This is a genomic window from Caballeronia sp. GAWG1-1 (assembly GCF_023631465.1).
GTDB lineage: Bacteria > Pseudomonadota > Gammaproteobacteria > Burkholderiales > Burkholderiaceae > Caballeronia.
Genome location: NZ_JALQDB010000029.1, coordinates 1 through 25,932, shown reverse-complemented (window position 1 = coordinate 25,932; position 25,932 = coordinate 1). Strand labels below are relative to the sequence as shown.

Below are 25,932 nucleotides of genomic sequence, written 5' to 3'. Positions count from 1 at the left end.
AATCTTGAATACAAGTTGAACGTCACTGTGCAGCATCTGTGCCAGTCAACGCCATGACGCTCAAAAGCCTTTATCCATGGGGCTTCGTGCGTGGTGTGGTGTCTCATGCAAGAGGACTGATCACGTCCCAACATGGTTCGCGCAGCGTTCAAGTTGGTGCGCGGCTCCCGCTTGAAGTGCGCGAAAGACTTCAGTCGAACCCGCCTTCGGGCACGCCCTTCATGGACATGAACAGCATCCGCAACTCGCTGCCGATGCCATGAAAATGGCAGAGGAACGTGTTCTGGTCTGCGTAATACCAAGGCGTATTCAATTCACGGAAACTGACCAGTTCGGTCGATTCCCGCGCTGGCAAGACGCCGTTCGCTTCCAGTTCGAACATGAAGTGCGCCTGATCGCCATGATTGGAAAAGGTCCAGCTTAGATCGTCCAGCCCGCGAATACGGTCGAGCGTGCCCTGCAGCACGCGCGCGTTGACGTCGGTATTGCGAAAGCCCATGACGCCGGAGTTGAAAGGCCATCCGGCGATATCCGCGCTCAGCACGCGCTCGCGTCCGTCCATGAAGTCTTCGAGCTTGACGGTGCGATTGGTCGCGAGAATATCGGCATCGATCCAGAAGACCCAGTCGTGATGCGGCAAGTACTTGCTGAGCAGAAATGGCTTGGCCCAGTTGCCACACGCTTCGCGAGCAAAGTCGGCCGGCACCTCGCGATGCATGTACAAGGTGTAGCCGTGCTGTTCGCAGTAATCACGCAGGCTCGCTTCGCCAAAACATGCGTAATTCGCTATGTTCGGTGTGTACAGCATGACCACGGCGATACGCTGGCCTGGCTGATAGACCGACAGCGCTTCAGACGACACGCCTTCGGGCGGCGCTATTTCGAAGAACCGCTGTGCGCTAGCGTGACACGCGTTCACATGCCGAGCGAGCGTCGTTCCCCAGCGCGGCCCGTACTTGCTATAAAGGCGCGGGGTGAAGACAAGCGACAACGCCACGATCGGGGAAGCGTTCAACTCGGGAAACTGAGTCGAACACGCCGAGACGATCGGGAATCTTTCGTTGACGCTACCGGCTTCGCTCTGCACCGGCAGCGCTTCGAGCAATTGATCTTCCGTGACGAACTGGCCATAGTCGTAATACGCCCGAGCCTTTGCGGCCATGCTCCTTGCAATGACGCGATTGCCTTCGGTATTTCTCAGCACCACTATCTCGCTGTTGATGCCGAAATGGCCTGTCGTCACGAGGGCATCGCGTCCGGCCATCATCGATTCGAAATCGTCGAAGCGCAGGAAGAGCGCGTTCTCGGTAGCGAAGATCAAGAGCTCGTTATCGGCTGCGCGGACCATGAGATCGCACAGCAACTGATATTTATAAACGATCCTCAGTTCAAGCGATGCAGCTCCCGCCGCAACCGGCTCGAAGCGGTGACGAGCACCCGCGCGACGGCAATATTCCGCGTGATTGACGAGCGATTCGTGAGCGTTGCGATCGAAGAAACAACTGACCAGCGTGACCATGATTGCTAAACCAGCGTAAATGGAAATGAAGGCATGAGCATAGCCAACCGTCGGGTCGAAATTGCAAATTATTGAGCGAGCCGCGTCCTTCAAATAAAGTGTAGGACGCGTGCGAATACATGCCCCTTCTTTCATGCGCCATAAATCACTAGCTGCGGCGACGCATGCACGGTTATCCTCGCAAAACGACCTCGGCTGAACGCTCAGGAGACCGCTCGCCATGCCCGATACCATCGACGTTCTTATCGCCGGCGCGGGACCTGTCGGTCTCCTCCTTGCAACCGAACTGCGCCGCGACGGCATCGAAGCACGAGTGATCGACGCGCGCGCCAACCGCGCGTTCTTCGTAAAGGCGCTGGGCGTGACCGCGCGCACGCTCGAAGTCTTCGACGATCTGGGCGTCGCACGTGAAGCCATCGATGCGGGTGTCTGGCTCACTGGCGCCGATACTTTTAAAGACGGCACGCTAGCCTTCAGCGTCGAAGTGCCGCGCGAGGGCCTGCCTTATGGCGCACTCTCACTCGCGCAATATGAAACCGAGCGCATTCTGGAAGCGGCATTCGCGCGTATGGGCGGGCACGTGCACTACGGGACAACCCTCATCGATTTCGACGATACCGGCGATAGCGTCCTCGCTCGCATGCAAGACGCCGACGGCACCATGCGTGAAATCCGCTGCCGGTGGCTGGTCGGTTGCGACGGCGCACGGAGCACCGTGCGGCATCATCTGGACGTACCGTTCGAAGGAGGGCAGTATCCGCAGACGTTCATGCTCGCCGATCTCGATGTCGACTGGCACGTTCAGCGCGGACCGATGCTGCGTTTCAACCTGTCCGCAGTGGAAGGCGTTCGTGGTGCGACGACGATTGCAGCGCTGCCGGTGCGCGGTTCGGCCCGCCGTTATCGCCTCTCCATGATCCTCGGCGACGACGATGCCGCGCGCCTCGTCAATGAAACCGCGCCCGCGTTCGCCGACGTAGAACGCATCATGCTGCCGTTACTTCCACCGGGAACGAGGCTTTCGTCGATGCGGTGGTCGTCCGTGTACCGCGTGAGTCATCGCATTGCGCAAAAGTACACGAGCGGACGCGTGTTCATTGCGGGCGATGCCGCGCACATTCATCCGCCCGTCGGTGGCCAGGGCATGAATACAGGCTTGCAGGATGCGCACAATCTCGCGTGGAAACTCGCGCTCGTGGCGCGCGGTATCGCGAACGAAACACTGTTGTCGAGCTACGAAGCCGAACGTCGGCCGGTCGGACTGGATGTGGTCGAAGCAACGAGCCGCGCCTTGAACACCGTGCTCGTGCATGGCGAAGTGCGGCCCGCGATGCGCGAAACACAGTTGCTCGTCGGATATCGTGGCAGTGCAATCGTGGCGGATGCAAACGACGAGATCAACGCGCAGATTGCGCCCGGCCTACCCGCGCCTGGGGATCGCGTACCGGAATGCGGCGGGCTCGCTGAAGCGTTCGTCGGGCATGCCGTGCGCCTGCGCGACCATATCGGTCGCGGGCGGCATACGCTCATCGGGTATCTGGATCACGACATAAACGGCGACTCACGCGAACCGTTCGACGCAGCGTTTCAAGCGTGGCGCAATATGCTGGGTGACGCAGGCAATGCGGTGCTGATTACGGCGGGAAAATCGCCTGAATGCAGCGAGACGTACGCCGTTCTCGCAGATGAGGCGGGTGAATTCGCGGCTTTTTTCGGCGCGCGCAGCGGCATGATCTGGGCCCTGCGTCCGGATGGTCATATCGGCTTCAGAGGCGCTAGCGCGACGACGCTTGAATCATGGCTCACCACAATGCTCGGAAGCCCGCAGCGCGCGTGAATTCGCCGCCGCAAACGTTTTACAGTGCCGAGGACAGCTTCCAAAGGCACCGCGTCGAGCCATCGACTCAATGCAAGAACATTCGGTAAAGCGTCATCTGGGCAAAAGCCGCTTATAGCCGCTATGCTGCCAATGCAAACAGTGCGCATTTAACTCCACCTGATGACTACTACTTCGATCAAAAGACGATCTCGCAAGTTAGCTGCTTGGACGATTGCCGGCGCTGCCCTTGCGGGCACGGTCACAAGCGCACAAGCTCAAGAATTCTCGGTGCTCGCCGGGCCGCTCAAGAGCAGCAGCCAGAACAGCTATTCATGGGAAGCGAACTATCGGGAAGGCCTTGGACGCTATGCGGCCTGGAGTTTTTCGTGGCTCAACGAAGGCCACATTCCCGATCATCATCGCGATGGTCAGGCCGTGCAATTGTGGGGCCGCTTGCCGCTCTGGAATAACCGGCTCGAACTTTCCGCGGGCGCCGGTCCCTACCGTTACTTCGATACGAGCCAAGCGGAAGCCGGCAGCGGCTATTCGAATTCGCACGGTTGGGGCGGCATGTTCACGTTGCGCGCCGCGTACTACTTCGATAACCGGTGGATCGCGGAGATGAAGCTCAACCGCGTGCAGGCGTTCGGCGGTCCGGACACGACCGCGCTTCTGTTCGGTATCGGCTACCAGCTCGACGCGCCGGATGGTCGCGGTCCGCGCGCCTACGCGCCGTCGCGCAGCACGAACGTTACCAGCAACGAAGTTACGGTCATGCTCGGGCGCACGATCCTCAACAGTCTGGACTCGGAATCGAATCTCTCGGAGAGCGTTGAGTACAGGCGCGGACTGTGGCATTACGTCGACTTCACCGCGTCGTATCTTCACGAAGGCGGTCACGTGCAGTCGCGTCGCGATGGCATTGCGGCACAGCTTTGGGCCACGCGCGCATTCTTCAACGACAGGCTCACGCTCGGCGTGGGCGCGGGTCCTTATTTGTCGATCACGCAGAACGACGATTTGCCGCAAAACCGCACGGGCGATGGCCGTTTCGCGGGAGTGGTGTCGGCATCCGCGAGTTATCGGTTTACCGACCGATGGCTCGCGCGTCTGACATGGAATCGCATGGTCACACGTTATGACCGCGATTCGGACATCATCGAAGCGGGTATCGGCGTGCGCTTCTGACATGGCGCAAACGCAGGGCGGGCGGGTCCGGCGATTGCGGCGCAGCTGCCGTCATTTGCAAGTGGACCTGTCCCCATGCCTGAAATGCGCTCCCGTGTTCTCCTAGTCTCGCCACATCTCGACGACGCCGTCTTCGGTTGCGGCGCCCTGCTCGCTGCATCCAACGAGACTATCGTCTGCAATGTCTTCACCGGCAGCCCCGAAGAAGATTTGACGACGGACTGGGACCAGCATTGCGGTTTCAGTAGCGCTCACGAAGCGATGCGCACACGCATCGACGAGGACGAGCGGGCGCTCGGATTGCTAAGCGCGCGTTCAGTCAATCTCGGCTTTCTCGATTCGCAATATGTGCCGCATGCGCCGGAGTCGGCAAAACCGACGCGCGCGGCGATTCGCGATGCACTGCTGCATGTGGTGCGCGAATATCGCCCTGATCTTCTGCTGATTCCACTCGGCCTGTTCCATTCGGACCATGCGCTCACGCACTTCGCCGCTTGCGATGCATGGCTCGAACATCCCGCGCTCGCCTGCATCGGCTATGAGGAAGGGTTATATCGGCGAATGCGCGGTCTGGTGCAGCGGCGTCTCGTCGATCTGCACGGCATCGGCATCGATGCAACGCCTTACGAAGCCGCCGCGACGAATCCCGCGGATGCCGCACGCGCGCATGCAGCCAAGAGAAACGCCGTGCAGGCTTATACGAGCCAGCTGAAGGCCTTCGGCCCCGGCGGATATGACGACGTTTTTCTTCCTGAGCGCTACTGGACGCTCGAACGTAGCGAGGATGGCCGATGAGCGCGCACGACGTCTCGTCCGTACGCCTTAGCGTTGTCGTCCTTACCTATAATCGTGCCGATGTCGTACTGCGCACGATCGCAAAACTTGCCGCCCTGCCCGATCCCGTTCGTATCGTGGTGGTCGACAATGCCTCCTCCGATAATACGGCCCGCCGTATTGCAGAAAAATTTCCCTCGGTCGATCTCGTGATTGCGCCCAATAACATGGGCGCGGCTGGACGCAATCTCGGCGTGGCGCGTGTGCGGACAGAATACGTTGCCTTCTGCGATGACGACACCTGGTGGCAAGCTGGCTCGCTCTCACGCGCAGTACAGATATTAGACGCGTCGCCTCGCGTGGCTGTTTTAAGCGCTCGCGTGGTCGTCGGGGATGCCGAATCGACGGACGAAACCTGCGAGCGCATGCGCGTGAGTCCGCTCGGGTCGCATGGGCTGCCGGGGCCCGCGCTGATCGGCTTCATGGCGGGTGCGAGCGTATTCCGCACAAGCGTCTACCGCGAAATGGGCGGATATGAGCCGAAGCTTTTCATTGGCGGCGAAGAGTCGCTTCTAGCACTCGATATTCTGAGCAGCGGCCATGCGCTCGTCTATGCCGATGAGCTCGTGCTACATCACCATCCATCGGAAATACGTGACAGTGCGCTGCGCAGGCGTCTGCTTGCGCGGAATGAGGCATGGGTCGCATGGTTGCGCCTGCCGCTTGCCGAAGCGCTGCGTTCAAGTCTGAATGCCTTCTTCATCATGCGACGTGAACGCACGCTCTTACGCGACTCGCTCGCAATGTTGCGCGGTTTGCCGTGGGCGTTGTCGAAACGGCGCGTGGTTGCACGCAGCGTCCTGCTGATGCGCGCCGTCGTCCGCGATGACGACCAGCGCCGCTCATCCACTGCCAGCGCGATATAGAAGCGCACCAGCACGGATTCGGCCGTGTGCGAACCCAAAACGAAATTGCTTTCGTCCGACAACGAACAAACGATTCTGCGTATTTCCATTTCAGTGGCACAACGAATGCTCTAACTCCACGACTCCGAAGGACTCGCACGATCAAGCGCGACGAGCCTACTTTGGACCTTCGTGATGGGGACGGGCACAGTGAAGATCGCACTAATCAGTGAACACGCTTCTCCACTCGCAGTGGCGGGCGGCGTCGATAGCGGCGGACAAAACATCTATGTCGCGCACGTAGCGCGGCAACTTGCACGCAGCGGTCATGAAGTCGATGTGTTCACGCGTCGCGATCGTTCTTTACTTCCGCTTGTCTCGCGCTTCGAAGGAATTCGCGTAATCAATGTTCCGGCAGGGCCGCCCGTGCAATTGCCCAAGGAGCAATTACTTCCGTTCATGGACGAATTCGCGCGCTTCATGATCGGGTTCTTCGAGAAAGAGGAAACGCCCTATCACGTGGTCCATGCAAACTTCTTCATGTCGGGACTCGTCGGCATGCAAATCAAGGCTGCGCTAGGCACGCCGCTCGTCACTACGTTCCACGCGCTCGGTCGCGTGCGGCGCATTCATCAAGGCGCAGGCGATGGCTTTCCCGACGAGCGCTTCGACATAGAAGATGCGCTCGTACGCGAGTCGGATTCCGTTATCGCCGAATGTCCGCAAGATGCTGCCGATCTCATCGCGCTATATCAGGCGGAGCGGCAGCGGATCGACCTCGTGCCATGCGGCTTCGACAGCGCGGAGTTTCATCCGATCAACAAGCATGAAGCGCGCGAGCGGCTCGGCTGGCCGCAGGACAAGTTCATTGCATTGCAACTCGGGCGCATGGTGCCGCGCAAGGGGATCGATAATGTGGTGCGCGGGATTGGCGTGTGCAATCGCGAGTTGAACGAAGACGCGCATCTCTACGTGATCGGCGGCAACTCGGATGAGGCCAACGAAATCGCAACACCGGAAATCGGCAGACTGCGCGGAATAGCCCGCGAATGCGGCGTGGAAGACCGCGTCAATTTTCTCGGACGTCATGGACGCCAGCGTTTGAAGGAGTTTTATAACGCGGCGGATGTCTTCGTCACGACGCCCTGGTACGAGCCCTTCGGCATTACCCCGCTCGAGGCCATGGCCTGTGGCACGCCTGTAATCGGCGCGGATGTGGGCGGCATTCGCTACTCGGTCGCTCATCAAGAGACTGGCCTGCTCGTTCCGCCGAAAGACCCGCATGCACTGGCGGCCGCGCTTGCCATGCTCAAGCGCGATCCCGCGCTCGCCGAAAGCATGGGCGCGGCAGGGTTGGAACGTGCGCGCTCGATGTTCACATGGACCGGCGTCGCGCAAGCGCTCGAACGCGTCTATGCGCGCGTGGCGGAAGTGGAGTTTTCGAACACCGTGCTCGATGAGCGCAGTGCTTACGGTGGCGCTTCCGCATGAATCCGACGCTCCTTCGCCCTGCCGTGTTTCTGGATAAGGACGGCACCTTGCTCGACGACGTGCCTTACAACGTCGACCCGCTGAAGATGCGTCTTGCACCTGGCGCCGTTAATGCGCTCGCGCTCTTCGCACGCATGGACGTACCGGTCGTCGTTATCAGCAATCAAAGCGGCGTGGCGCTTGGCAAGTTCGATGAAGCGGCGCTCGCCGATGTCGAACGCACGCTGCATGAACTTGCAGCGCGCGCAGGCGCGCGACTCGCTGGCGTGTACTTCTGCCCGCATCATCCACAAGGAACGGTGGCGAAATACCGGAAAATATGCGAATGCCGCAAGCCAGCGCCCGGCATGATCGAACGCGCGGCGCGTGACCTCGGTCTTGATCTTGCACGTAGCTGGTTCGTCGGAGACATACTCGACGATGTCGAAGCGGGTCATCGTGCAGGTTGCCGCGCCGTGCTTATCGACAATGGCAACGAGACGTTATGGCAGCGTGGCCCACTGCGCGAGCCCGACGCCATTGCGAAAGACATGCACGAAGCAGCGCGCGTGATTGAGTCGGCATGGCATGGGGAGCTTGCAGCGTGAGGCGCGAGCGAATCCCTGTCGTCGCCATCGCGCCTCACGCGCGCGCACCGGAGTCGCGTCCGCAAGGCGTCTGGGGCGAAAACGTCAAGCGCATCCTCTGCGTACGTACCGACAATCTTGGCGACGTGCTGATGACGACGCCTGCTCTGCACGCTCTCAAACATGCGTATCCCGGACGGCATCTGAGCTTGCTTGCTTCGCGTTCGGGTGCGATGGCCGCGCGCTTCGTCGAAGATATCGATGACGTGATCGAGTATGACGCGCCGTGGGTCAAGCATGACACGCCCATCGACGCGAGTCGCGATCTTGCAATGCTCGAACGCATTCGAACGCTCGGCTTCGATGCCGCCGTGATCTTCACGGTCTATAGCCAGAATCCTTTGCCTGCCGCAATGTTTTGTCATCTTGCGGGTATCCCTCGAAGGTTGGCGCATTGCCGCGAGAATCCCTACGGTTTGCTCACCGACTGGGTCGCCGAAACTGAACCGCAGAACGGCACACGTCACGAGGTCGAGCGTCAGCTTGCGTTGGTCGCTCAGGTAGGCGCACGCGCCGATGACAGACGCATGCGCTTCACGGTTCGCGACGGCGATGAGGCATCGCTTGCGCAGAAGCTCGATGCGCGCGGTATCGATCTTCATGGGCCTTTTTTCATGATGCATCCAGGTGCAACGGCAGCATCGCGTCGTTATCCGCCGGACCGCTTCGCGGAGGTCGCGCAAGCGCTCAACGCGCGCACGGGCTGGCCAGTCGTCGTCACGGGCTCGGCAAGCGAAGCGGAATTGTGTCGCGAGGTAAGCGGCGGTCACGGCGGCATCAGCGACCTGTCGGGCGCACTCGACCTCGGCGAACTGGCCGCTCTCGTGAAGCACGCACGCGTCCTTGTTTCAAACAATAGCGGTCCCGTTCATATTGCCTCTGCGCTCGGCACGCCTGTAGTGGATCTCTATGCACTCACCAATCCGCAACATACGCCATGGCAGACGCCGCATAGCGTGCTCAATCACGATGTGCCGTGCCGGTGGTGCTATCGCAGCATCTGTCCCGAAGGACATCATTTGTGCCTCCTCGGCGTGAGCGTAGATGAAGTAATCGACGCTGTCATGTCGCTTTGCGATGCCCGCGCAGACGCTGCCGCCCCTCTCTCGATCCATCCATAAGGTTCGCTTTCCATGTACACCCTCGGAATCAATGCGGTCTATCACGACAGCGCGGCTGCGCTGATCAAGGACGGTGTCGTCGTTGCGGCAGCGGAAGACGAACGCTTCACGCACGTCAAGCATGCGAAGCGTCCGGTGCCGTTTTCGACATGGCAATTGCCCTTCGACGCTATCGACTATTGCCTCAAAGAGGCTGGTATCGAACTGGCGGATGTCGATCATGTCGCCTATTCATACGACCCGCATTTGCTTTCCGCCATGCCACGGCAGCCTAAAGCGAGCATTGCGTTGCCGTTCATGCCGTCCGAGCATTCGAGCGGCAACCCATCCGAATCGCCTTGGGACCCGCTTTTTTTAAGCTATATCGTCAATGCGCGCGGTCAATTGGTGGATGGAGCGCCGCATCATCTGAAGAAGCGTTTCGCAAGCGGCGGACGCGCGCCGCGGTTCGACTGGCATTACGTCGATCATCATCTGTCGCATGAAGCGAGCGCGTTTCTCGCTGCGCCCTTCGAAGATACCGCCGTGCTTACCATGGACGGACGCGGTGAAGGCGTAACAACGAGTCTCGGGCAATTCGTCAACGGACAGTACGAGCGCGTCAAACAGGTGGAACTGCCGCATTCGCTCGGGCTGCTGTATGAGACCGTCACCGACTATCTGGGCTTTCTGCATTCCTCGGACGAGTACAAGGTCATGGCGCTGGCTTCGTTCGGCAAGCCGGCTTACGTGGACCAGTTTCGCGAGATCGTGAAATATCGGCATGACGGCACTTATACCGTCGATGCCCCGCGCCTGGAAGAACGCTTCGGTCGACGTCGTGAGCGCGGCGGTCCGCTCGATCAGCATCATTACGATATCGCGCATTCGTTGCAAGTCGTGCTCGAAGACACGGCGCTCGAATTGGCAAAGTGGTTGCACGAGCGAACTGGTTTATCGAAGCTCGCGATGGCAGGCGGCGTGGCACTCAATTGCGTGATGAACGCGCGTCTGCGCGACCGTGGCCCGTTCGAAGAGATCTGGGTGCAACCTGCGGCCGGCGATGCCGGTACCGCGCTGGGCGCGGCGCTTTGGACGGACTATCGCGAACGAGAGAAGCAAGGCGACCGCAGCCGCAAATGGCGCATGGATCACGCATACCTCGGCCCGCGCTACGACGACAACGAAGTCGAACAGTTCCTCAAGTGGGCCAAGGCGCCGTATCGGAAGCTCGATAACGTCGCGGGCGAAACAGCCGATCTGCTCGCGCGGAATCGCGTGATTGGTTGGTATCAGGGCCGCACGGAATTCGGACCGCGCGCACTCGGCGCACGTTCGATACTTGCATCGCCGATCGATCCGTCCATGCAAGCGAAGCTCAACGAGATCAAGGATCGTGAAGACTTTCGTCCTGTTGCGCCGGTGGTCATGGAAGAACACGCGGTCGACTGGTTCGTCGATGCATGCGTGGCGCCTTTCATGCTCTTCGTCTTCGACGTGCGCGAAGAGATGAAGCCGAAGATTCCGGCCGTGACGCATATCGATGGCACGGCGCGCGTACAGACCGTGAATCGCTCGCAACATCCGCTCTATTACGATCTGCTCGCCGCATTCAAGGCACGCACAGGCGTACCGGTGCTCGTCAACACGTCGTTCAACACGCGTGGCGAACCGATGGTCAACTCGCCGCGCGATGCGCTCGAATCTTTCTGGACGTCACCGCTGGATGCGCTTGTCATCGGTTCTTTCTTGATCGAAAAACCGGGAGCACACGCATGAGCACGGTTTCCGGCGGCTTTACCTTCGATGGCGCCGACGCTTTCGAAAGGAGCGAGAGCGCGGTAACGCCATCATCGTTTGCGTACGACGTGAGCGTGGTCGTGCCGACTTATCGTCGTCCCGACATGCTCGAACGATGCTTGCGCGCGGTGATGGCGCAGGACATGCGCGCATCGCGTTACGAGATCATCGTCTGCGACGACGGTCCCGATGATGCCACGCGCGCCAAGGTCATGGCGCTTGCGCGCGAATGCGAGACAACCGAGCCGCGCGGTCCGCGTATTCGCTATGTTCCCGTCACCGCGACGCAAGGGCCTGCGGGTGCGCGCAACGCGGGATGGCGTGCGGCGCAGTCACGTTTCATCGCATTCACCGATGACGACACTATCCCCGATGCGCAGTGGCTAAGTGCGGGCGTCGCCGCGCTCGATGCCGGCGCGGATGCGGTGTCGGGACGCATCGTCGTGCCGCTTCCCGCGCGGCCGACCGACTACGAGCAGGACGCGGCAGGTCTTTCGAGCGCAGAGTTCGCAACGGCCAATACCTTCGTCAAGCGCTCCGCGATGGACCGTATAGGCGGATTCGATGCGCGTTTTACATCTGCGTGGCGCGAAGATTCGGATCTGCAATTCCAACTCCTGCGCAGCGGCGCGCATATCGTCCGTTCGCACGATGCGATGGTGTTGCACCCCGTGCGCCCCGCACGTTGGGGCGTGAGCTTGTCGCAACAGAAGAAGAGTCAGTTCGATGCGTTGCTTTACAAGAAGCATCCTGCGCTGTTCAGAACGCGCATACGCAGCACGCCGCCCGTGTTGTATTACATGATCCTCGCGGTGGTCGTGGCGGCCATCGTCGCTTACGCACTGCGTTTCGACTCGCTCGCCATTGCCTGCGTAATTGCATGGCTCGCCATGAGCGGTTGGTTCTGTGTCAAGCGCCTGATGAAGACAGCGCTTACGCCATCGCACGTGCTCGAAATGGCGTGGACGTCGCTGTGGATTCCGTTTCTCTCGATCTACTGGCGGCTATACGGCGCCTTCAAATTTCGCGTGGTGTTCGTATGATCGAACGCATCGCTATTTTCAGGGCTTTGCAGCTTGGCGATATGCTCTGCTGCGTCCCCGCGTTGCGCGCGTTACGAGCTGCTCATCCGCGTGCGCATATCGTGCTGATAGGGCTACCGTGGGCAAGCAGTTTCGTGACGCGCTATCGTCCGCTGATCGATGAACTCGTTCCCTTTCCCGGCGCTGTCGGTTTTCCCGAGCAGGAAGAAAGCGATGCGGGTCTGCCGTCATTCTGGAGCGCGATGCAGGAGCGCCGCTTCGATCTTGCGATTCAGCTGCATGGCAGCGGCGGTGTGGCGAACGATATCGTCGAACGAATGGGCGCGCATTCGAACGCCGGCTATCTGAAGCCTGATGAAGCGATGCGCGAAGGCGTCTTCATTCCCTGGCCCGATACGCTGCCCGAGATAGCACGCTATAACGCGCTGGTGGATGCGCTCGGTATCGATGCAAGCCATACCGATCTCGACATCCCATTGAGCGACGAAGACATCCAAGAGTGCGCCGGGTTGCTCGATGCTTATGAACTCGATTCCACGCGACTCGTGCTCGTGCATGCGGGTTCGCAACTGCCTTCACGCCGCTGGCCCGCCGAACGCTTTGCGCAAGTGGCTTTATCGCTTGCCCATGCGGGTTGGCAGATCGCATTGACTGGCAGCGCGGGAGAAGCGCCGATCACGTCGCATATAGCGCGGGCATTGGAAGGCTGCGATGCAATCGACCTGACCGGAAAGACATCGCTAGGCGGCCTCGCCGCGCTCGTAGCGAAGGCGCGACTCGTTGTCTGCAACGACACCGGCATATCGCATATCGCGGCGGCAATGCGCACGAAAAGCGTCGTCATCGCGTCAGGTAGCGACACGCGCCGCTGGGCGCCGCTCGACCATGAACGTCATCGCGTGCTGGCGGATTATCCGTCCTGTCGTCCCTGCTCGTTTCGCGACTGCCCGTATGGGCATCCATGCGCGCTGAATATTAGCGTTGCACAGGTACTGGATGTCGCACATGCGCAGCTGCTCGAACCTCGATTCCATACGGCCCCGATCCATGCTCACTGCTGACAACCGACGCCTGCGTGTTCTGACATGGCACGTGCACGGCAACTACATGTACTACTTGAGTCAGGCGAAGCACGACTTCTATCTCGTCACGAAACCCGGCCATCCTCCGGGCTACGCGGGCAAGGTCGGCGTCTTGCCGTGGGGCGACAATGTCCACGAAGTGCCTTATGACGAAGTGGCTTCGCAAGATTTCGATGTCGTGCTCTTTCAGCATCGCACGCATTGGGACGACGACCGCTTGAATCTCTTGAGCAATGCACAACGCCGCTTGCCGCGCGTCTATATCGAGCATGATCCGCCGCAGGAAAATGCCTTCGAACAACGGCATTGGGTGCAAGACCGCGACACGCTGCTCGTGCATGTGACCCACTTCAACCGCCTCATGTGGGACAGCGGCGAGTCGCTGACGCAGGTGATCGAACATGGTGTCGTGGTGCCCGACAGCGTGCGCTATAGCGGCGAGAAAGAACGCGGCATTGTCATCATCAATCATCTGAAGCAGCGTGGACGCAGGCTCGGTCACGATGTATTCACCGAAGCCGCGCGGCGTGTGCCGCTCGACCTAGTCGGCATGGATGCTCACGCAGCGGGAGGACTCGGCGAGCTCGGCAATCTCGATCTCGCGTCTTTCAGCGCGCAATACCGTTTCTTTTTCAATCCGATTCGCTGGACAAGCCTCGGTCTCGCAATCGTCGAGGCGATGACGATAGGCATGCCTATTGTCGGCCTCGCGACGACCGAGCTTGCAACCGTCATTCGCAACGGCGAGAGCGGCTTCATCCATACCGATACGGACCAGTTGATCGATGCCATGCAACACCTTCTACGCGATCCCGCCGAGGCCCGCCGGCTCGGTGAAGGTGCACGCAAGGTGGCATTGGAACGTTTTCATATCGATCGCTTCGCAGCCGAGTGGGAAGCCACGCTGCGTCACGTCTGCAGCTAAACATCATTTTAGAGAACAGCCATGAAGGAAGCCTTTCGCAAGCGCATTCTGGTCACGGGAGGTGCGGGCTTTCTCGGCTCGCATCTATGTGAACGCCTGCTCGCTCAAGGACACGATGTCTTGTGCGTCGACAATTTTTATACCGGCACGAAGGACAACATCGCGCATCTGCTGGACAGCGCGAATTTCGAACTGATGCGCCACGACGTGACGTTTCCGCTCTATGTGGAAGTGGACCAGATCTATAACCTCGCATGCCCCGCTTCGCCCATTCATTACCAGTACGATCCCGTTCAGACCACGAAGACGAGCGTGCATGGCGCGATCAACATGTTGGGTCTCGCCAAGCGTGTGAAGGCGCGCATCTTTCAGGCATCGACGAGTGAAGTGTACGGTGACGCACGCGTGCATCCGCAACAAGAAGCTTATTGGGGCAATGTAAATCCTATCGGTCCGCGTTCTTGCTATGACGAAGGCAAGCGTTGCGCCGAAACACTCTTCATGGATTATCGGCGGCAGCATGGCCTCAACATCAAGATCGCGAGAATCTTCAATACGTATGGGCCGCGCATGCATCCCGCCGATGGCCGCGTGGTGTCCAACTTCATGATGCAGGCGCTCGCCAACGAGCCTATCACCGTTTATGGCGAAGGCAGGCAGACGCGCTCCTTCTGTTATGTCGACGATATGGTCGACGCCTTCATCCGCCTCATGAACACGCCCGATGACGTCACGGGTCCAGTCAATCTAGGCAACCCGCACGAACTTTCGATGCTGGACATTGCTAAACGCATCATCGCGTTGACGGGTTCGAGTTCCGAGATCGTGTTTCATCCATTGCCGATGGATGATCCGTGGCATCGTCAACCGGATATCACGCAGGCGCGCACGCTGCTCGACTGGCAACCCGTGACGGAACTCGATGAAGGCTTGCAGCGTACGGCGCGGCACTTCCGCCAGATCACCGAGGCGCAACGCACGATGGCGACGTTGGCCAGTTGAATGCGAGGTAGGACGAAGGCCGCTTTCAGAGAATCGAAGGCGGCCTTCGCTTTGAAGACAAGCGAAACGCAGGTCTTGCCTGCTTTACGGATGGGCTAATGCATCATCCCTTCTGGTTGCCATGTGGAACCGGTGCACTGATTACGATGCTCACGTTCGTCGACGCAGACGAACTACTCGACGCCTTCGCGCTGCCACCGGCCACCGACACGTAAGCCAAGGCATCGCGCTTGATAGATTCCATTTTGAAACTCCCTTCGATTAAGCAAGTAAATGAACGTGGCCCGCAAGTGAGCCGATCTACCCCTTCCGCGAGGTTGGGGAGCGCACATCTTCACGTCGATCGCATTACTACTGGTAGTACATGGTCATTGTCATTGTCGTGTTGGCCGGACCGGGGGATAACGGACCTGTCCGGTAATAACGTGCGGTCATTGCGACGGTGTAACTCGAAGCGACTGCTCCATTGAAACCATTCAAGGTAAGGTTCGTTCCAAACGGAATTGCCGCGCCCGCACTGTCGAATAGCTGAACGCCGACGCCTCCTGCCGAAGGCGTGCCGCTTAGTGCCGCAACATTGCTGAAGCCCGACACCGTCCCATTCGCCGGATCGATCCGGTATTGAACACTATGGATCATGCCCGCCGTAGTGCCCTCCAAGGACGTGCCTGCGGGACAGTTGTCAAAGCTCATATTGAAAGATGCCGACTTACGCGGTGCGGGTCCCAATGCCGGTAGGTCCGTCAGGGCTAGCGTGCCCATTGGCACCGTTACATCGGGTGTGCGGCATGTCAGAACGGTGATGATCACCGGCGTCATGTTGAAGTCGATCGAACCCGAAGCCGCGTTGTATCCAGGAGGACTTTTCCCGGCGGTCTCCCACGAGAACGCCCTCGCGATCAATCCGGAAACTGTACCCGGGGTAACGTCACCGATCTTCACGAGGGCCGCTATGAGTTGGCCACCATTGTCCACCGGGCTACCGACATTGTTTCTCTCGTATCCTAAAACCGGAAAGTCCCACGGGCCGTATTGCGTTTTAGCGGCATAGACTGTTCCTCCAAGTGCGATCCCGATGCCAGGCACGTTAGTCGCATAGACCGAAAATTCGACGCCATTGTAGGGGGCTTTGTAGCGGGTTGGCGCACCGGCGACGATACCTGCCAGTTCGAAATCGGTGCCGGTGTACCAGCCATCGGACACAGTGCAGGTCCAATAGTTCGGGGTGGCCGCAGACACGGACCATGCACTCAGAAGCGATCCGTCGGGCAGGTCGCGCGCCACGGCTATCGTAGACGGAAAAGAAAGCGTGAATGCGCTGTAGTTGGAATGGCAAGACGCACTGGCCCATGCGGCGGAAGGAATCATCCCGGCCAGCATAAGCCAGGCCGCTGCATGCCGTGCAACGGCGCGGGCGATTGTGTTGAAGCGGTTCATCGAAGTTTTGATCTCAAGTAACTTGTCGAGGATCATCGGCAGACTCCATCAGCTATGCTAAGTGAATTAGGCGTGCTGGCCAGCGGCATTTTTGGCAACGCGTAGCGAACCACGCAACGCTGCTCGGGAGCGTCTCCCCATTTGACATTGAGCGTTCCCTCATCGCTCTTGAGTCCGGTGGCAATGATGCGGCTGCCCTGCGCCACGGTGCCCACGGTGTCGTCCTTGCCATCCGAAACTTGCGCGCCGAACGGAAGCGGCTTGCCGCTTGCCTGAAGAACATGCATCAGGGCGGGCTTGCCCATGTTCTCAGTGTCGAACTCGAGTTTCACCACGGCGCCCGCAGTCGGCGTAGCGCGTTGTACGGTCGACTTGAGTTGCACGTTGAGCGGTAGCCCTTTAGGATCGATCTCGACCTCGTTGTCGGAATAAGGCTGCACGCCGGAGACGATGGCGTGTCCCCATGGATCGACACGAAGACCTGCGCCATTCGCGAGCCGTGCACCCGCCGCGTCTTTCGCTTCGATGACGGCGACGGTGTCGCTCATGTTTGGCGCGAATGCCGCGCCGCCTTGCCAGGCCACGACGCCACCGGATATGCCCGCGCCGTATTGCGAGTATTCGCGTCCCTTGCTTGCGTTGACCGACAGCGAGGAAAATGGCGATACATAGCCGAGATTTCCACCCACGCTGGCTGTATTGCCGCTCGCTCGACCGCCATCGCTGAACGACGCATTCATGCCATATGAAAGCGCGCTGTCCGAGCCAAGCGTGCCCGTCACCGATTCCTGAAGGCTGGAGTTGCCGTTGCCGGTGTCGTGCTGAAAGCTGGTCGACGACTGAGGAGCGTGCGAGCCCCAACCGAGCGGCACCATCGCCGTTAACATGAAGCGGTTATCCCATCGCTTGTTGTCCACCTGGTATTGACGGATGACCGACGCCCCGTAGGTCAGGCGCTTCCAGCTATTGTTGTAGCCGAGCTGAAACTGCGTATCGCGTGATGTCCGGTTCCAGTATGTCGTGAGCGAGCCCACCGCGTAGATGGCGCCAAAGCGTCCGCTATCGCCTAGTCCTTGATTCAGCGTGAACTGCAAGCGCGACTTTTGAGGAGCGGACATCGAACCGAGCTGATGATCGCTGATCAGTTGACGCGTCGTGGCCGCATCTGGCAGGCTCAGAAAACCACCAGTCGAATATCGATAGGCCGCGATTGCAATGTTGGTGTTGGTCGGCTCGAACATTCGGGCATAGCTTAGGCGAGCGCTCGTCCCATTCCGTGTTCCAAAGCCCTTGAAGCTCGCGCTCGATTCCGTCACGTCGAACCCGAATGCGCCGAATTTCGTATTGAGCGCCACGCCGGCGAGCGCGGAGAAATACATGTCCGCACCTGTGATACCGCCATACAGCGTCACACGGTTACTCATGCCGCGCTGAACCGTGAGCTGAGATACGAACGGATGAATTCTCACGGCCGGGTCGCGATACTCGCCAACGGCCGCGCTATAGCGCGTTACCCCTGGGCGCAGCGCGTTGACAGCAGCGGCATATGGAATCGAGGAAACGTGCGTCGTACCGTCCGCCTCCGTAACGAGTACCTCCAGGTTTCCACCATAGCCCGTGGGGTAGAGATCGTCGATTTCGAACGCACCGGGCGCGACCGTCGTCTCGTAGATCACGTTGCCGTTCTGGCGAATCTGCACTTTCGCATTGCTGCTTGCAATGCCCCGAACGACTGGCGCATAGCCGCGCTGAGACTCGGGAACCATCCGGTCATCCGTGCCTAGCGTCACGCCTCGCACGCCGTAGCTGTCGAACAGCGCGCCGTCGGTGAAGGTGTCGCCTGCAATGAATTGGCTCTTGATGTCCTTGAACGCGCGCTGCACGTAAGTCTGCACGCTTTGATAATGCTGCCCGCCGAGATTCCCGCGCGTAAGGTTTCCCTGATAGCGAAAGCGCCACGGTCCGGCGTTGAGACCGGCGTTGACACCGAGGTATTGCGTATCGATTCGGGCGCTTCCCGACTCGCTGTGATAAGCGTTTGCGGAATATTGAAGCAACGCGGCTGGCACGCCATCATCCCAATACTTCGGATCGACATAGCCACGCGCACGTTTGAGCATGACGATCTGCGGCACGCTTACATCGAGCCGCTGTTCGCCGCTGTCGAACGTTGCAGTCGCGTTCTGTATCAAGTCGGGAAGTTCAAGGCATTCCCCGCTGTCGTTCTCTAGCCTTGCGGATGCCTCGGACGAGAGCTTCCTCAAGTCTACGCCGGACTTTTCGAGCCATCCGGTCGTGACGCACGGATGCACTGTCCCGGTCCCGGGCGTGGATTCGCGTAGCTCGATATCGAGCTTGCCTTTCCAGACATCGTTCACGTAGAGGTCGGAGCGATAGGTGCCAGGCAATACGCGCTGTCCCTGGTTGAAGCGAGAGATGTCGACTTTCCCGCCATCGCCCGTATCGAGAAATTGCTCGTTGAATTCGACCGCTGCAACTTGCGCGGATGCATCCCACGCATGAGCGCTTACACCAATCGCCGCCAATGCCTGTATCGTACAGACACTTATTGGCTTGAGCCTGGGTTGAGGCTCATTGCTTTTATGTTTTCTTGCTTTCATTACGGATTCCGAAATTCCATCTCAAAGGCAAGCCTTACGCATGAGACCTGGCCTGCATCAACGCGTCCTGTCTGTATGATTGGTGTTTGGTTCGCTACAAAGCCGCATTACCGTTTGTGTGTCAGCAGCTTCGATATCTCCTGCTCACGGCTGCAAGTCGGCCTCACCCTCTTGTGGTCCGCCGTAATCGTTGATTGCTGTGTAGTGCAACTTCGCGCCTGGACCCAAAATGTCGCCGGTTAGCGCGAAGACTCGGGTCTCACCTGGACCAACCATCCCGCCCTCATCGAACACGGCGGTGCGCGCGCCGTCGGTTAGCGTGATTCGATCGAAAGAGACGAAGTACTGGCTGGGATTGAATGCCGCGATCTTGTTGGCGGCGTCGCTAGGATTAATGCTCCACACGATCTGTCCGGACGCGCTTTCAGGTTGCCCCTTCAGTGCGCTTGGACGATAAAAGAACTTGATACGTGAGCGGAACGCAAGTTGTAGCTGATTCGCGTCCGCCTCATCGCCTGTTGGTTTCGGCGGAACCTCCAGCACGTTCAAGTAAAGGATCGATTCCCTATCCGCGGGCAAAGGCTCGCCTGATGACATGATCCGCAAAGTCTGGGACCTGTCCGGATCGATCCGCATGATGGACGGTGTGATGGCGAACGGAACCTCGATGGTGTCCGGCGCGGTGTCCGGATTCCCCTTGTCGATCCACACCTTCACCAGGCCAGGGAGCTTGCCGTTGTTGGTCAACTTGACCGTGACCTCGGAGTCGCTCTGGTTATAGATGACGCGAGTTCCTGCAATAACCACCGATGCTTCGGCATCGTGCGTGCGCCCGAGCATCACCGTGCTCAGGGTTGCAATCGTGAGGATCTTTCTCGCAAGTTTCATTGGCGTTGTGTCTCGTCGTCAAGACGTTGCAGTGAACGGCGGGCCGCGATGACATGACAATCTCCGTGGCCCGCGTGTCGCTTTACTGATAGTCGATGCTATAAACGACAGAAGAGTTAGCCGCACCGGCGGTTGTGACGCCAGTTGCGTAGTACTGAACGTTATAGCTAAGCGTTGCCGAACCGGATGAGATGTCGGCGGCCTTCGAGTTTTGGAGATCGGTCGAGTAGCCCGCCTTGATGCGACTGCCATCCAGGTTCAACAACTGCATCTTGACGTTGCTGGCACCGCCGGCCGCGACGGTCAGTCGGCCGTCGGCGGGATCGACCGAGGTGCCCGCTTCGTAGAAGACCGCTGCCTTACTGGAACTCGTCACCGGCGTGCATCCCGTCAAAGCGATCTGATAGGACGTCGTTCCGGCTGTCTCGCCTGCGGCTTTCAGCGTACTGGTCGAGATCGTCGGCAGCTTGACCGTGAAGTCCTTGGCCGAAGTCCCATTGCCGTTGATGGCGCAGGTGGAGGCAGTCAGCGCGCCGTTGAACGTGATGGTTCCGTCAGATGCGAAAGCACTGCCGGTAAACACGGCAAAGACACCCGCGAAAAGCGTTGCGACAACAGATTTCTTCATTTGATAGATTCTCCACGTAACCTGATTTTCTTGCGATGTTGGTAGTACTACTTAACCTGCCAGTTCGATTCCGAATGGATCGTTGGGTCATCTGGCCAACCCCGGCTCCTCCTCGATGTTGTAAAGATTCGCAGTTCCTCTTCATTCACGCGCCTAGTACGATGCCCATACCGACGCGCACGATGGTGCTATTGCCGCCTGCTGTAGAAACGCCAAGGTTATAGTTCACCGTTCCCTTACGATTCCAGCTTGAAACGCCTATACCGAGCGCCGCCTGACCGCGATAGCTCGCCATGCCCGCATTGAACGTGGTCCGCCCCGGCAAATACGGCGTGGCAATGTTGAGTGCTGAAGCCGCTGCAACGCCGCGCCGCGCGGCGCGATCGACATCGTCGATACGACCGTTCACGCCCCCGATGGCGTCGTTGAGTTGTCCAAGGTTGATTGCGTCGGTGCGCGTCGTCGCAGCCCCGACGTCCGTGATCTGGCGCTCGTGGCCCGTGCTGCCGACCGACACCGCGTTATCCCGGTCGGCTAGCGAATTCGCACCTATTGCCACGGCATTTTCACCGCTTGCCATCGCGGAATCGCCGAAAGCGCTCGCATGTGCGCCAAGGGCGATTGCATCGCTGCCCACCGCTACGGTTGCCGTCTTTTTGGTCGAAGGAGAGCCAACCGATGCCCGCATTGCAGCGTGTGGCCCTTCTGCCAGTTCGGGTCGTTGCGCGGCATGGCTTACATCTACGGCATTCCGAGGCGTTGAGTAAGGCAGCGCGGCAAGACTCGTTATGGAGCTTCTGGCCTCCTCCAAACGTACTGTTGGCTTTTGATCGAGGGAACGACTCACCACATCGCCGAGAACGATTTCCGGTTCATCCGCTCTCAACATGGTAGCGACGAGTCGACTCGTGGGATGGGCTACGGCCGTGTTGACATTGGCGACGTCTGCCATCAAGGCTGGCGTCATCTGTGGCATCTGTGGCATCTGTGGCATCTGTGGCATCTGTGGCATCTGCGCAGCGCGCTGCTGTCCCAGTGCGTAAAGCGACGTTTCCGGCGCGTCGTGCCGCGTGTGATCCAAGTGCGCGGCGATGTCATCAACCCGCGCGGTGACCATGTCGCTGCCCGAAACCACTGGGTGGTGACGATGCTTCCATGCGCCCGCAGCATGATGCGCGACTCGCGGCGCAAGCCGCCTCGTTCGGTTGGAATGCATCGGTGTTCCAACGCCTTGATGAACTCGCGCGTGGGCGGCGTGCCGCTTAGTCGGTCTCTGCACATGGCCAGCAAGCTTGGCCGGTTGCGCGCGTCGTTTTGAAGCGTCGTGCGATAAAGGCGTGGACGAACGCACGGTCATGCGTGTATCGAATGCCTTGGCGTACTCTGGATATTTATCGAGCTTATTGCTTTCGTGAGGACCGGCAAAGAACACGGCATTTCGAGGCCGCGTTTGCATCGTATTAGCCAGTAGCTCGTTGCTCGCCGTTGCATCGGATCTATTCGCAAAGCGTTGCGCGAATGATGAATCGTGCGGCCCGCGGCGCAACTTAACCTTGGGAAAATCGAACGATGGAAGCGGGTCGGCTGACTCGACTTGCAACACGCCAGAGCCGATGGCGCTTGCCTCGAACGATTTCGAATCGTCCATGCCCACCGACAAGTAATCGCTGCGCATCCTGGCCGCTCTTGCGTTTTCGTGACCTGCGTCTCCACTGGCTTGCGCCGAAGCGTACGAAACCGTGCCGCCAAATCCCACGACGAGCAAAGCCTTCGCGGCACCGGCTAGCGCACGCGGTTTGAAGAGCCTGACATTGGGCACTCTGCCCGTCTTGACGGCACCCGCGGCATGCGCTGGTTCGACGTGGATTGATTCGCGGGATGACGTCACTCGTTTTCCTCATTTAGATTTTGGTCGACTTCTCAAATGCACGCGGCGTCGGAGATCGAAAGTCCTCACTTGCAATGTGAAGGCGATTCGCATGACTGAAGCGTACAAATCCGAGACGCGACGAAGGTGGTACTCCTTCATTACTTGTGCGTTTTTTGGGCAAGACATGCGAGCGATGTCGTCCGATGGGAACCCCCGATGTCGAAATTTTTTCGCGCGCGTTGAATATTTAGTGCATGGGCATATCTGCGAAACCTACACTGCCTCTGCAGGGCAATTTCAAGCCATCACGAAATTGGTCGCCGATGCTCTGTGATAGTCAGTCATGTACATCCGTCTATTTACAAGGATATCTAACCATGCAAGCAAGTTTCGACAGCCGTGCCTCGTTCTCGATGAACCTGCCGAGGTTTCCGTCCTCTACTACCGGTTTCGAACAGAACTCGTCTTTCTCGAGCAACCGGCCGCTTCAGATGATGTCCATGCCCTACGGTGGCATGTCGCTCAATCAGCCGTTCAACCAGCCGTTCAACCAGTCTTTCAGTCAGCCCTTCAATCAGCCAGCCATGCCGCGTGCATTCGGCGGCAGCAGCATGTCCAGTTCGAACTTCAATTATTCGACGCAGCAGATGTCGCGCGGCCCGGACGGATTCAGCCAGTCGGCGACTTCGGCCAGCTACTCGTCGTTCGAGCGTCAGGGTCCTGGCCGGGACATGCAGTACAACAGCATGCAACCGAGCGACTTTTCGAACCAGATGCGCGGCGACTTTCGTGATTCTTCGCAGCAGATGTCACGCGGCCCGGACGGATTCAGCCAGTCGGCGAGTTCGGCCAATTACTCGTACTTCGAGCGTGAGGGTCCGATTCAGGACATGCAATACAGCAGCATGCAATCGAGCAGCTATCTGAACCGGATGCGTGGGGACGCCTGTGACGGCGCGGCGGGTCAACAAAGCCAATGGTCGGACACGGGCGTACACGACGGAAAATCGTCCATCGACCTTGGCGATTACAAGCTGGACTTCGACAAATCCAAGTCCTCGATCAACCTTACCGATGAGAAGACTGGTAATCAAACCAAGGTCTGGGGCGACCCGCATATCGATCTCAATTCGGGTACGCCGAACCAGACGAGCGGGATGTTCAATGGCTCGATCGACTTCAACTTGCCGGATCACACCCGCGTGAGCATCGGCACGACACCGGCTAACGGCAATTCGAACGTATCCTTCGCCGATAACGTGACGGTTACGCAGGGTAATCGGGCATATGTCGTCAAGGGGTTGAGCGAGCAAGACAGCGCCCCGCTCAGCGTGCAGCGCAGTCAGGACGGCTTCGCGCTGGCACAGCAGACTCCGCGCGATGGGATGAACCTCTTCGCGAGCTCAAGCGGCACGGGGTGGATCAATGCGCAGACGCATCAGGCGGTGACTGCATCGGACTTCAAGGCTTAAGTAGCCTTCCCGGCGCGCTTGCGCGTCGGCTGCCGGCGTCAGCGGAAGCTGCCACCGGCGGCGGCGCTGGCATCATGCCAATTGATCGCGCACGGCGCGGCAGTCGCGTCTCACCTTCGCTAACTGGACGGTTCTTTCGATACGGCTCGTCTGCTCGAAAGCCGCCACCTCACCGCTGACAACGCTGTGAGGTGGCGGCACATTAACGCTCGGCTAACTCAGGCATCATCGCCCGAGGAAGTGTCTTCAGCTGCGTCATTGGGAGACGCCGCCGTCGACTGATCAACGGAAGCTCCCGCATTCGAGCCACTTTCCGGCTGTGCTTGCGGTTGCGGTTGTGCTTGCGTCAGCGGTTGTGCTTGCGTCAGCGGTTGTGCTTGCGTCTGCGTCTGTGCTTGCGTCTGCGTCTGTGCTTGCGTTTGCGTCAGTGCTTGCGTCTGAGTCTGTGCTTGCGTCTGAGTCTGTGCTTGCGTCTGAGTCTGTGCTTGCGTCTGAGTCTGTGCTTGCGTCTGAGTCTGTGCTTGCGTCTGAGTCTGTGCTTGCGTCTGAGTCTGTGCTTGCGTCTGAGTCTGTGCTTGCGTCTGCGTCTGTGCTTGCGTCTGCGTCTGTGCTTGCGTCTGCGTCTGACCTTGCGTCTGCTGCTCGTTCGCGCCCCGTCCGGGCGTCATGCCTGCGCCCCACATCCATTGATTCAAACTTGCACGATCAGCCGAAGTCATCGGACGAGATTGCGTGTTCGAGTTGCGACCCTCGCCGCCGATGAAACGGACAGTGGTTCCGGCGCTGTTCGTCTTTGTGACGTCACGGCCGCCGTCCGCGTTGTAATTCACGGCCGTGATCGTGCCGGAGTTTTCATTGCGGTCGAAGGCGACAGACGAGACGGCCTTACCCTTTGAGTCGTAGTCGAACTTTGCACCCACGTTCCCCAAATCGTTATACGCGTAGTCAGAATAGCTGCCGTCCTTGTTCCGCATATTCGTGTTGACTAAACGACCGGCCTGCGCGTCGTAGTTGTCTGTCCGGAACCCGGCGTCGAGGAGCGATTGTTTTTGCGTCAGTTGTCCGTCCGCGTTGTAGTGCTCTATTACGGGCTGACCATTGTTTGGCCTCATGACCTGACGGCTGCCGTCAGGCGCGTATTGAGTAATCAGGTCTGGACCAACGTGCGAGGCGTAGTGCTTGGAGGAAACAATGCGCCCGTTCGGGTCGAAGTGCTGCTCGTAGCCCACCAGGTTCATCGAGTCATATGCATAGCTCGTCGTGCTGCCGTCAGGCTCTTTGATGTCCTGATTCGTCAGCCGATTCGAGGCCGGGTCGAAGTAGGTCCGCTGATTGCCCAATGCGGTATCTGCGCCGACCGGCTGCGGCGGCACGATCTTCGACGCACGCTCGCCATGTTCCTTCAATGCTTGCTGTTCCGCTGCGCTGAAGGTCGCGGGTTGTGCCGTGGACCGTTGACCGTCATTGGTCGCGCTCATGCGCGTTGCTTTCCCGCCCGCGTCGATCGTATCCAACGTACGGCTACCGTCCTCGTTGAAATGAGTGTGTGACGACACCTTGCCCGAGCCCGAGTCGTAACGGTAAGTGTCAACGGGCTTCCCCTTCGCGTCGTAGTCGTTTTGCAAGCCGACCTTTTCCTGATCGTTGAAGGAGTACATCGACTTACTGCCGTCGGCACGCGTCACGACCTGATTCGTGTTGATGCCCTGATCGGGATCGAAATAGTCTTTCTGCTTTTCGCG

Annotated in this window: 21 protein-coding genes; 13 read left to right on the top strand and 8 right to left on the bottom strand. The window is 59.3% G+C overall.

Translation table 11 applies throughout. The features are described 5' to 3' along the window. Positions 1 to 190: 190 nt before the first annotated feature. A complete protein-coding gene (locus NCT03_RS18135; RefSeq protein ID WP_250493380.1) occupies positions 191 to 1,519 on the bottom strand; it encodes a glycosyltransferase family protein in 1,329 nt (442 codons plus the stop codon). 220 nt (positions 1,520 to 1,739) lie between these two features. On the opposite strand from NCT03_RS18135, the gene NCT03_RS18130 reads away from it, so the two are divergent. From NCT03_RS18130 to NCT03_RS18075, 12 genes are all read left to right on the top strand, one after another. Then, positions 1,740 to 3,356 carry an FAD-dependent monooxygenase gene (locus NCT03_RS18130; RefSeq protein WP_250493379.1) on the top strand — a complete coding sequence of 539 codons (1,617 nt, stop codon included), beginning with the start codon at positions 1,740 to 1,742 and terminating at the stop codon, positions 3,354 to 3,356. 162 nt (positions 3,357 to 3,518) lie between these two features. After that, the gene (locus NCT03_RS18125; protein WP_250493378.1) at positions 3,519 to 4,526 is read left to right on the top strand and encodes a hypothetical protein; all 1,008 of its coding nucleotides are present in this window, start codon (positions 3,519 to 3,521) and stop codon (positions 4,524 to 4,526) included. 75 nt (positions 4,527 to 4,601) lie between these two features. Further along, complete coding sequence (locus NCT03_RS18120) at positions 4,602 to 5,321, top strand: PIG-L deacetylase family protein (RefSeq protein WP_250493377.1); 720 nt, start codon at positions 4,602 to 4,604, stop codon at positions 5,319 to 5,321. Continuing rightward, positions 5,318 to 6,226, top strand: coding sequence for a glycosyltransferase family 2 protein (locus NCT03_RS18115; RefSeq protein ID WP_250493376.1), 909 nt, complete (start codon positions 5,318 to 5,320; stop codon positions 6,224 to 6,226). The genes NCT03_RS18120 and NCT03_RS18115 overlap by 4 nt, the downstream gene beginning before the upstream one ends. 189 nt (positions 6,227 to 6,415) lie before the next feature. Continuing rightward, the gene (locus NCT03_RS18110) at positions 6,416 to 7,696 is read left to right on the top strand and encodes a glycosyltransferase family 4 protein (protein WP_250493375.1); all 1,281 of its coding nucleotides are present in this window, start codon (positions 6,416 to 6,418) and stop codon (positions 7,694 to 7,696) included. Next, positions 7,693 to 8,283 (top strand): D-glycero-alpha-D-manno-heptose-1,7-bisphosphate 7-phosphatase, encoded by a 591-nt coding sequence (locus tag NCT03_RS18105; protein WP_250493374.1) that lies wholly within the window; start codon positions 7,693 to 7,695, stop codon positions 8,281 to 8,283. The genes NCT03_RS18110 and NCT03_RS18105 overlap by 4 nt, the downstream gene beginning before the upstream one ends. Then, on the top strand, positions 8,259 to 9,443 hold the full coding sequence (waaF, locus tag NCT03_RS18100) for a lipopolysaccharide heptosyltransferase II (protein WP_250493373.1): 1,185 nt from the start codon (positions 8,259 to 8,261) through the stop codon (positions 9,441 to 9,443). Before NCT03_RS18105 ends, waaF begins: the two co-directional genes overlap by 25 nt. A gap of 12 nt (positions 9,444 to 9,455) precedes the next feature. After that, positions 9,456 to 11,201: a carbamoyltransferase family protein gene (locus NCT03_RS18095; protein WP_244828217.1), complete on the top strand. Its 1,746-nt coding sequence runs from the start codon at positions 9,456 to 9,458 to the stop codon at positions 11,199 to 11,201. Next, entirely contained in the window at positions 11,198 to 12,265 is a 1,068-nt protein-coding gene (locus tag NCT03_RS18090) for a glycosyltransferase family 2 protein (protein WP_250493372.1), read from the top strand. The genes NCT03_RS18095 and NCT03_RS18090 overlap by 4 nt, the downstream gene beginning before the upstream one ends. Next, positions 12,262 to 13,326 carry a glycosyltransferase family 9 protein gene (locus NCT03_RS18085; RefSeq protein ID WP_250493371.1) on the top strand — a complete coding sequence of 355 codons (1,065 nt, stop codon included), beginning with the start codon at positions 12,262 to 12,264 and terminating at the stop codon, positions 13,324 to 13,326. Before NCT03_RS18090 ends, NCT03_RS18085 begins: the two co-directional genes overlap by 4 nt. Further along, positions 13,313 to 14,272: a glycosyltransferase family 4 protein gene (locus NCT03_RS18080; protein WP_250493370.1), complete on the top strand. Its 960-nt coding sequence runs from the start codon at positions 13,313 to 13,315 to the stop codon at positions 14,270 to 14,272. The genes NCT03_RS18085 and NCT03_RS18080 overlap by 14 nt, the downstream gene beginning before the upstream one ends. A gap of 21 nt (positions 14,273 to 14,293) precedes the next feature. Beyond that, positions 14,294 to 15,274, top strand: a complete 981-nt coding sequence (locus NCT03_RS18075; RefSeq protein WP_250493369.1) for a UDP-glucuronic acid decarboxylase family protein — start codon at positions 14,294 to 14,296, stop codon at positions 15,272 to 15,274. A 103-nt stretch (positions 15,275 to 15,377) separates the two neighbouring features. Here the strand turns inward: NCT03_RS18075 and NCT03_RS18070 are convergent, their stop codons facing one another. From NCT03_RS18070 to NCT03_RS34150, 6 genes are all read right to left on the bottom strand, one after another. Beyond that, on the bottom strand, positions 15,378 to 15,518 hold the full coding sequence (locus tag NCT03_RS18070; protein WP_250493368.1) for a hypothetical protein: 141 nt from the start codon (positions 15,516 to 15,518) through the stop codon (positions 15,378 to 15,380). 107 nt (positions 15,519 to 15,625) lie between these two features. Continuing rightward, the gene (locus NCT03_RS18065) at positions 15,626 to 16,747 is read right to left on the bottom strand and encodes a fimbrial protein (RefSeq protein WP_250493367.1); all 1,122 of its coding nucleotides are present in this window, start codon (positions 16,745 to 16,747) and stop codon (positions 15,626 to 15,628) included. Continuing rightward, the gene (locus tag NCT03_RS18060) at positions 16,744 to 19,257 is read right to left on the bottom strand and encodes a fimbria/pilus outer membrane usher protein (RefSeq protein ID WP_250493366.1); all 2,514 of its coding nucleotides are present in this window, start codon (positions 19,255 to 19,257) and stop codon (positions 16,744 to 16,746) included. The genes NCT03_RS18065 and NCT03_RS18060 overlap by 4 nt, the downstream gene beginning before the upstream one ends. Before the next feature lie 219 nt (positions 19,258 to 19,476). Next, on the bottom strand, positions 19,477 to 20,220 hold the full coding sequence (locus NCT03_RS18055; protein WP_250493365.1) for a fimbria/pilus periplasmic chaperone: 744 nt from the start codon (positions 20,218 to 20,220) through the stop codon (positions 19,477 to 19,479). Positions 20,221 to 20,302: 82 nt separating this feature from the next. Beyond that, on the bottom strand, positions 20,303 to 20,848 hold the full coding sequence (locus NCT03_RS18050; protein ID WP_250493364.1) for a fimbrial protein: 546 nt from the start codon (positions 20,846 to 20,848) through the stop codon (positions 20,303 to 20,305). 145 nt (positions 20,849 to 20,993) lie between these two features. Continuing rightward, the gene (locus NCT03_RS34150; RefSeq protein ID WP_350030155.1) at positions 20,994 to 22,523 is read right to left on the bottom strand and encodes a YadA family autotransporter adhesin; all 1,530 of its coding nucleotides are present in this window, start codon (positions 22,521 to 22,523) and stop codon (positions 20,994 to 20,996) included. A gap of 572 nt (positions 22,524 to 23,095) precedes the next feature. On the opposite strand from NCT03_RS34150, the gene NCT03_RS18040 reads away from it, so the two are divergent. Continuing rightward, on the top strand, positions 23,096 to 24,190 hold the full coding sequence (locus NCT03_RS18040; protein ID WP_250493363.1) for a DUF1521 domain-containing protein: 1,095 nt from the start codon (positions 23,096 to 23,098) through the stop codon (positions 24,188 to 24,190). Between the two features lie 218 nt (positions 24,191 to 24,408). Here NCT03_RS18040 and NCT03_RS18035 read toward each other — a convergent pair. Beyond that, a partial coding sequence (locus tag NCT03_RS18035; protein ID WP_250493362.1) for a hypothetical protein occupies positions 24,409 to 25,932 on the bottom strand: 1,524 nt, incomplete at its 5' end.